Source organism: Micrococcus sp. LASM2_SD2 (assembly GCF_057364565.1).
On the sequence record NZ_JBNFOB010000091.1, the window covers coordinates 1 to 8,194 of the forward strand.

Here is an 8,194-nt window from a genome sequence, read left to right on the forward strand (position 1 = left end):
CCGCCGGCGGCCCCCGTGGCCCTCCGGCCTGCCGGTACCTGCCACCCAGCTGATCCGGGCCCGGTCCGGGGCCCGTCTTCCGGTCGCGTGCCCTCCTTCCCGACGACGGACGCCCGCCTGGGGCCGCACCCCTCACCGGCCCGCCCTCCCCTCTTGCATTCCCCCTCCGACACGGTCATCTTGCACGCGCAAAGCAACATTGAAACCGTGCAGGAGGAAGCCGTGCTCTCCGAGAAGTCCCGCCCTGTCATCGAGGCCACCGCCGAGGTGGTCGCGTCCCACATGGACCAGATCACCCCCAAGTTCTACGGCCACATGTTCGAGGCCCATCCGGAGCTGCTCAACGGCGTGTTCTCGCGCGCCAACCAGCGCACCGGTGAGCAGCCGAAGGCCCTCGCCGGGTCGATCGTGCGCTTCGCCGTGCACCTGCTCGAGCACCCGGACTCCTACCCGGAGGCGGTGCTGAGCCGCATCGCCCACAAGCACACCTCCCTCGGCATCACCGAGGACCAGTACCAGATCGTCTACGAGAACCTCTTCTGGGCCATCGCGGACACCCTGGGGGACGCCGTCACCCCCGAGGTCGCCGAGGCCTGGACCGAGGTCTACTGGCTCATGGCGGACGCCCTCATCAAGCTCGAGAAGGGCCTCTACTCGAAGCAGGCCAACGACAGGATGTGGACCCCCTGGAAGGTCGAGTCCAAGGAGCGGGCCGGCGACTCGGCCTACACCTTCCGCCTCGTCCCCGCGGACGAGACCCCGGCCACCGTGGGCGAGCCGGCCAGTACGTCTCCGTCCGCCTGCCGGTCGCGGACGGCCTGCTGCAGGCCCGCCGGTACTCGCTGTCCTCGGACGCCGCCTCGGACCGGGTCCGCGTCATCACCGTCAAGCGCGACGACGACGGCGAGGTCTCCCCGGTCCTGCACGACTCGGTGCAGGTCGGCGACACCATCGACGTCTCCAACCCCTACGGCGACCTCACCCTGGCCACCGTCTCCGCCCACGAGGGGCGCCCGCTGGTGCTCGCCACCGCGGGCATCGGCATCACCCCCGCGGCCTCGATCCTGCAGGACCTGGCCGAGAGCGGCTCCCAGCGCCGCGTGATCGCCCTGCACGCGGACCGCTCGGCCGCCTCCCTGACCCTCGCGGACCAGGTGCGCGACTCGATCGACCGCCTGCCGCAGGGTGAGCTGCACCTGTGGCTGGACAGCACCGTGGACTCCCCGGAGGAGTTCGGTGCCCGCCAGGGGCGCATGGACATCGCCCAGGCAGACATCCCGCAGGATGCGGACGTCGTGCTCTGCGGCCCCCTGCCGTTCATGCAGGCCGCACGCTCCGCGCTCATCGAGGCCGGCGTGCCGGCCACCCAGATCCACTACGAGATCTTCGGCCCGGACCTCTGGCTCGTCGCCTGATCCGGACAGACGCGAACGCCCCTCCACCGCGAAGGTGAGGGGGCCGTCGTCGTAGGCTCACCCGCTGTCAGGCGGGGAACCGGTCGGCCGGGGTGCGGCTCAGGCCTGGAAGCGGGCCTTCTGGGCCTCGAACTTCTCGCGCACGGCGGCCGGCAGGGACTCGCCGAACTTGCCGAGCCACTCCTCGATGAGCTCGTTCTCCTTGGCCCACTCGTCGGCGTCCACCTTGAGGGCGTCCTCCAGGTCCTCCGGCCTCACGTCCAGGCCGGTGAGGTCGAGGGACTCCGGGGTCGGGACGTAGCCGATGGGGGTCTCGGTGGCGTCGGCCTTGCCCTCGATGCGCTCCGCGACCCACTTGAGGACGCGGGAGTTCTCGCCGAAGCCCGGCCAGGCGAACCCGCCGTCGCGGTTGCGGCGGAACCAGTTCACCAGGTAGATGCGGGGCAGCTTGTCCGGGCCGGCCGCGCCGGAGACCTTGTCCCAGTGGTTGAGGTAGTCGCCCGCGTCGTAGCCGATGAACGGCAGCATGGCCATCGGGTCGCGGCGCACCACGCCCACGGCGCCCACGGCGGCCGCGGTGGTCTCCGAGGAGAGCGTCGCACCCTTGAGCACGCCATCCTCCCAGTCGAAGGACTCGGTCACCAGCGGGACGGTGGTCTTGCGCGGCCGCCGAAGAGGATCGCGTCCAGCTTCACGCCGTTCGGCTCGTAGTACTCGTCGGCCAGCATGTCCGTCTGGTCGATCGGGGTGCAGAAGCGCGAGTTGGGGTGGGCCGCCGGGGTCTCGGACTCCGGGGTCCAGTCGTTGCCGCGCCAGTCGGTGAGGTGGGCCGGGACCTCGTCGGTCATCCCCTCCCACCACACGCCGCCGTCGTCCGTGAGGGCGACGTTGGTGAACAGGGAGTTGCCCTTGGCGATCGCGCGCATGGCGTTCGGGTTGGTGGACCAGCCGGTGCCCGGGGCGACGCCGAAGTAGCCGGCCTCCGGGTTGACCACGCGGAACTCGCCGTCGTGGCCCGGGCGGATCCAGGTGATGTCGTCACCGAGGGTCTCGGCCTTCCAGCCCTCCACGGTCGGGTCGATCAGGGCGAGGTTGGTCTTGCCGCAGGCCGACGGGAAGGAGCCGGCGATGTGGTAGCTCTTGCCCTCCGGGTTGGTGAGCTTCAGGATCAACATGTGCTCGGCCAGCCAGCCCTCGTCACGGGCCATCACCGAGGCGATGCGCAGCGCATAGCACTTCTTGCCGAGCAGGGCGTTGCCGCCGTAGCCGGAGCCGTAGGACCAGATGGAGCGCTCCTCCGGGAAGTGCACGATCCACTTCGTCTTGTTGCACGGCCACGGCACGTCCTCCTGGCCCGGCTCCAGCGGGGCGCCGAGGGAGTGCACGGCGGGCACGAAGAAGGCGTTCTTCTCCTCGATGGCCTTCAACACCTCGGTGCCGATGCGGGCCATGATGCGCATGGACATCACGACGTAGGCGGAGTCGGTGACCTCGACGCCGAACTTCGGGTCCTCGGCGTCCACGTGGCCCATCACGAAGGGGATCACGTACATGGTGCGGCCCTTCATGGAGCCGTCGAACGCGTCGTCCAGGATGCCCCGCATCTCGGAGGGGTCCATCCAGTTGTTGGTGAAGCCGGCGTCCTCCTCCTTCTCCGAGCAGATGAAGGTGCGGTCCTCCACCCGGGCGACGTCGCGGTCGGAGAACGCGGCGTAGGAGTTGGGGAACTTGTCCTCGGCGAGCTTGGTGAGGGTGCCGGCCTCCACGAGCTCGGCGGCGAGGCGGTCGTACTCCTCCTGGGAGCCGTCCACCCAGTGCACGGCGTCCGGCTTGGTGAGCTCGGCGATCTCGCCGACCCACTGGAGCAGCTTGGCGTACGAGGTGGGCGCGTTCTCGGTGGCGCGCTGGGCGAACTCGGTGGTGGCGTTGTCAGCCATGATGGGGATTTCCTCCCATAGACGATCCGGGGCCGGTTCAGAGTCACCAAGGCCTGGGCGCACGACACGGGCGCGGCACCACGTCCTTGTGGTTCTCCGAGTCCGTCCATCCTACCCGAGCACAGACGCCTCCACGGGCGGGTCTCCACGGGCGGGTGGGCGCCGCTCAGAACGGCACCCCAACGCCGATTTTGCATCGGTCGAAACGGTGGTGTAGTGTTCTACGAGTTCGCAGCGAAGAGCTGAGAACGAGCGCCCTTAGCTCAGCTGGATAGAGCGTCTGTCTACGGAACAGAAGGTCAGGGGTTCGAATCCCTTAGGGCGCGCCACAGATGGAGGCCTCGCACCACGGTGCGGGGCCTTTTTCCATGCCCCGCCCGGCACCGGTCCGGACCACGACGACGGTCGCCCGCCCTCCCCGGGCAGGCTCACCCGTGTGCCGGGTCAGGGTGTGACAAAGGACACGAGACGGGCGTCCCGCCCGTCGAGCTCCGCCCACGGCCCCGGGACCTCGAAGACCTGGAGTCCCGCCGGCGGATACTCCTGCGCCATCTCGAGTGCCGCCTCCTCGTCCGAGTCCGCGGACATCAGGCGCATGCCGAGGGCCTGCAGCCAGGGCATGTGGCCGACCACCAGCAGGCTGCGGGTGGTCTCCTCCGTCTCGTTGACGACGGACAGCGCCCGGGCGGCGTCGGCCTCGTAGAGACGGCGGTCCAGATAGGGCGTGGGCGCCTTCTCCCCCAACGCCTCGCCGACCCACACGCAGGTCTGCCGGGTGCGCAGCGCGTCCGAGCAGACCACCTGGTCCGGGATCCTGCCGTGCTCGACCATCCAACGGCCCATCGCCGCCGCCTCCTCGTGGCCGCGGCCGGCCAGGGGACGGTGGTGGTCCACGCCGTCGGCCGCCCAGGCGGCGGTCGCATGGCGCATCACGAGCAGGGTCTTCACGTCGGGGCGGGCCATATGCCCACAGTACGAGACGGATCTGACCCACTCCCTATGATCGGCCCCATGGGTATCCGTCCATTCGACGACAACAGGAACTGCAAGCACTACGACAGGGGCGACTGGCTTGCCGTCGACGCGGATGCGGATGTCCACTCCCCCGCTCCCGAATGGCGCCTGGCGACCTTCAGCCTGCTCCTGCCAGCCCCTGAGGGCGCCGTCGGTGACGTCACGGCACTCAGCGCCTCATGGCGGCGCGGCCGGTACCCCGGAGTGAGCCAGGTCGACTTCCCCGGGCATGAGGCCGCCGCGGACGGATCCTGCCCGTTCATGTACTCGATCTACCCGGGGGCCTCCCGGCGATTCGGGGAGACGGCCGCCGCGGCCATGGGCGCCTCGCACACCGGTCAGTCCAAGCACTGGGAGCACGACACCGCACACCACCTCGTGTTCGATCCGGACGGGGACGACACCACCTTCCCGCTGGTCGAGATGAACGGAACGGGCACTGCCCGCATCATCCTTCGCGCGGCAGAGTTCGTCCGGTTCGAAGACTCCGGTCATCGCCAGACCCATGTCCACGACTTCCTTGTCCTGCACGTGATGGTCACCGACTGCACGTCTCGGACTCTCGAGATGGTGTCGCAGAGCCTGAACCGCCCCCGCAATCAGCTGCCGACGTCACATGGTCAGGTCTCACCCCTGAAGGCCTTCATCGAGGTGGCGTTGCGTGCGTTGTCCGACGCATTGGGGAACGAACTTGACCTCTCCATCACTGCAGGCGGATTCCTTCAGGCACCGGGCGCATCGAAGTCGGCGCTCGTCGCACGACCCACCCGCGTCGTGATGGCCCTCCCGGGGACCGCGGTGTCCACCGACCCCGCACTCCTGTCAGGCACCCGCAACGATGAGCACTCGACCTGGTCGAACGCGGAGCGTTGGGCCTGGCTCCTCGCGACGGGAGCGGACAAGTACATCGAGACCCTTCCTCTGGAGACGAAGGAGTACGCCGATCGAGCCTCTTGCGGACACTTCCGGCGTTGGACTGTATGGGCTGAAGCGTTCGGCCTCGCCGTCGTCCGCCATGACCTCGTCCTGGATCGCGACCTCCAAGACGCCGACGACAACCGACTGAGGATCGGGCAGACGACACTCCTCCAGCTGCCCCAGACGCGCTACGTCGACATCGCGCTCCTGACCATGCGTCAGTTCATGATCCTGGGCGACCTCACGAGCGATCTGGCTGCGATCGGCAGTGCTCCCCCCGCCGACGACGCCACGGCCGCAGCACGCGTCGACGCGCTGCACGAGCGACTCACACAACTCGAAGAGGTCCAGCGCAGCATGGTGCGCTTCCGAGAGTGCCTGTGGTTCAGCAACATCCCCCAGCACGAGATCGACACACTCGTCCTGTTGGCCCTCCGCGACCGGTGCGGGGTGCAGCGCATCTACGACGACTTCTTGGAGGAGCTCATGGCGCGCCAGGAGGTCTACCGCACCCAGTTCTCAGCCGCCGACCTGGAACGAAGTCGGCATCGCTCCCAGCGCCGCGAAGCAGAGGACCGCGCCCGCGAAGAGGCGGTCCGGGTGCAGCAGAAGCAGAACGAGCGGGTGACTCTGGCACTCGCCGTCGTCGCGCTCGCGTTGACCGTGCCCGCGATCGTCGAGTCGTTCGGCTTCTGGAACAGCCCGCGCGCAGGCGCATTCACCCTGGGGCTGGTCATCGTCATCTCCGTGGTCGGTGTCGTCGTCGTCTTCAAGGCACCTGACCGACGAGCGCGCAGACGGGAGGAACAGTCCCGAGGACTGCACTGATCCGCGCCCTCCCCTCGAACGCGAGACGGCCCCTCAACCGTGCGGGTGAGGGGCGTCGTCGGGAAGGGACGCCGGCGGGCGGCGCCGAGCGGGTCAGATGCTGTACTCCGGAGCCGCCCACACGACCACCTCGGGGTGGCGGTAGAAGCGGTAGCCCTGGCCGCGCACCGTGCGGACGGTGCTGGAGAGGCGGCCAAGCTTGGCGCGCAGACGGCGGATGTGCACGTCGATGGTGCGCTCGTTCGGGGTCTCGTCCGAGTCCTTCCAGAGGGTCTCGAGCAGCTCCTCGCGGCCCACGGTGCGCTCGTCGTTCTCCACGAGGTAGTTGAGGAGCTCGAACTCCTTGAAGGTCAGGTTCAGCGACTCGCCGTCCAGCTGCACCTCGCGGCGGGACAGGTCGATGAGGATACCCGGCTGGCGCGTGGACACCGGGGCCGGAGCCTGGGCGAGCTCGGGGCGGACGGCGGACTGGATGGTCGGGTCGCCGAGGACCTGGCGGACCACCTCCAGGTCCGAGCCCTCCGCGCCGGACGGGGCGATGGCCACGGCGGCGTGGGACTCGGCGCCCGGCACCAGGGACTCCACGTAGTGGCGCAGCTCGTTGGCCAGGCGGGTCAGCGAGGTGCCGGCCGCCGAGGCGGACAGCTCGTCCATGCCGACGTAGAGCACGAAGCCGCGCGCCTCGTTCTCCCGGGACACCGGCTGGGGACCGCCGCCGCGCGGGGCCAGGACGGCCGTGGGGTGGGTGGACGGATGGGCGTCATGGGAGGAAGCCAGGCGCAGGTTCGGGGTCTGGGAGTTCATGGCAGCTCGGCGCTGCGCGTTCCGGACCGAGATGTGAACGTAGCCTGCGGTGTCGCCCATGGGGACTGCTCTCCTCGACGTGACGGGGTGATGGTGGGGGCGCCGGACGAAGCCCGCGCCCGTGTCACATGACAAGAATGTGTCGTCATACGGGGAACCCGCAAGTAACACAAGCGGGTTTGTCTCACATAGTGAGTCGCTCGGGGATCATTTGTGACGAAGCGCACTATTCGGTGCATCGCATAACCCTCCAGGCGGACGGCAGCGGCATTCTCAGCTCAACAAGCGGATTCCCCGAAGAGCCGCCCTCGTTCCGGTCGATGAAACCGATGTTTTATGCATCGGAATGCAGAACGGCCCCGCGCCTTGCTGGTGCGAGACCGTTTCTGCCGGGGCCTGGGTCCACTGGATGGACGACACATTCGGCCGTCATGTGACGACGGCGCTACGTCATGCAGGCTCCCTCGGCCACGGCGGTCCCGTTCACTCGGCGAGACCGTAGAGGCGGTCGCCGGCATCGCCCAGGCCCGGGACGATGTAGGACTTCTCGTTGAGCCGCTCGTCGATCGCGGCGAGGTACAGGTCCACCTCGAGGTCCTCGATGCCCTTCTCCAGGCGCTCGATGCCCTCCGGGGCGGCGAGCAGGCAGACGCAGGTGACCTTCTCTGCCCCGCGCTCGTAGAGGAAGCGGATCGCCTCGATCAGCGTGCCGCCGGTCGCGAGCATCGGGTCCAGCACGATCACGTGGCGGCCCGTGAGGTCGTTCGGCAGGCGCTCTGCGTAGGTGACGATGTCCAGCGTCTCCTCGTTGCGGGCCATCCCGAGGAAGCCCACCTCGGCGGAGGGCGCCATCTTGACCATGCCCTCGAGCATGCCGAGGCCGGCACGGAGGATCGGGACGATCAGCGGACGGGGCCGCTTCAACCGGGTGCCGGTCATCGCCGCGACCGGGGTCTCGATGTCCACCGGCTCCACGGCCACGCCGCGGGTGGCCTCGTAGCCGAGCAGCATGACGAGCTCCTCGGTGAGCTGACGGAAGATCATGGACGGGGTGGTCTTGTCCCGCAGGATCGTGAGCTTGTGGGCCACCAGGGGGTGGTCGACGACATGTACGCGCATGGCCCCCAATCTACCGGGCGGCCCTCGGACGCCGGCGGCCCACCAGGCACCCGCGCACGCACGTGCGGCCCGTACGCTGGAGAGGTGACCGACTCCTGTCTCCCCGCCGGCGAGCGCCTGGCCGAGCACGCCTGGATGGGCGCCGCCCTCGAGGCCGCC

At 69.0% G+C, this 8,194-nt stretch carries 4 protein-coding genes, 1 tRNA gene and 2 pseudogenes; 3 read left to right on the forward strand and 4 right to left on the reverse strand.

Annotated elements, in window-relative coordinates; all coding sequences use genetic code 11:
- The first annotated feature begins 222 nt into the window (after positions 1-222).
- A pseudogene (locus tag AC2W7A_RS06500) lies at positions 223-1,415 on the forward strand (globin domain-containing protein).
- 99 nt (positions 1,416-1,514) lie between these two features.
- On the opposite strand, the pseudogene AC2W7A_RS06505 reads toward AC2W7A_RS06500, so the two are convergent.
- Positions 1,515-3,352, reverse strand: a pseudogene (locus tag AC2W7A_RS06505) (phosphoenolpyruvate carboxykinase (GTP)).
- Between the two features lie 252 nt (positions 3,353-3,604).
- On the opposite strand from AC2W7A_RS06505, the gene AC2W7A_RS06510 reads away from it, so the two are divergent.
- Positions 3,605-3,681 (forward strand) — tRNA-Arg (locus tag AC2W7A_RS06510).
- Between the two features lie 115 nt (positions 3,682-3,796).
- Here AC2W7A_RS06510 and AC2W7A_RS06515 read toward each other — a convergent pair.
- On the reverse strand, positions 3,797-4,315 hold the full coding sequence (locus tag AC2W7A_RS06515) for a SixA phosphatase family protein (protein WP_485990642.1): 519 nt from the start codon (positions 4,313-4,315) through the stop codon (positions 3,797-3,799).
- A 48-nt stretch (positions 4,316-4,363) separates the two neighbouring features.
- On the opposite strand from AC2W7A_RS06515, the gene AC2W7A_RS06520 reads away from it, so the two are divergent.
- Positions 4,364-6,112 carry a hypothetical protein gene (locus AC2W7A_RS06520; protein ID WP_485990644.1) on the forward strand — a complete coding sequence of 583 codons (1,749 nt, stop codon included), beginning with the start codon at positions 4,364-4,366 and terminating at the stop codon, positions 6,110-6,112.
- A 93-nt stretch (positions 6,113-6,205) separates the two neighbouring features.
- Here the strand turns inward: AC2W7A_RS06520 and AC2W7A_RS06525 are convergent, their stop codons facing one another.
- On the reverse strand, positions 6,206-6,976 hold the full coding sequence (locus AC2W7A_RS06525) for a winged helix-turn-helix domain-containing protein (protein ID WP_485990646.1): 771 nt from the start codon (positions 6,974-6,976) through the stop codon (positions 6,206-6,208).
- Between the two features lie 423 nt (positions 6,977-7,399).
- The gene (gene upp / locus AC2W7A_RS06530) at positions 7,400-8,035 is read right to left on the reverse strand and encodes a uracil phosphoribosyltransferase (protein WP_485990648.1); all 636 of its coding nucleotides are present in this window, start codon (positions 8,033-8,035) and stop codon (positions 7,400-7,402) included.
- Positions 8,036-8,194 lie beyond the last annotated feature (159 nt).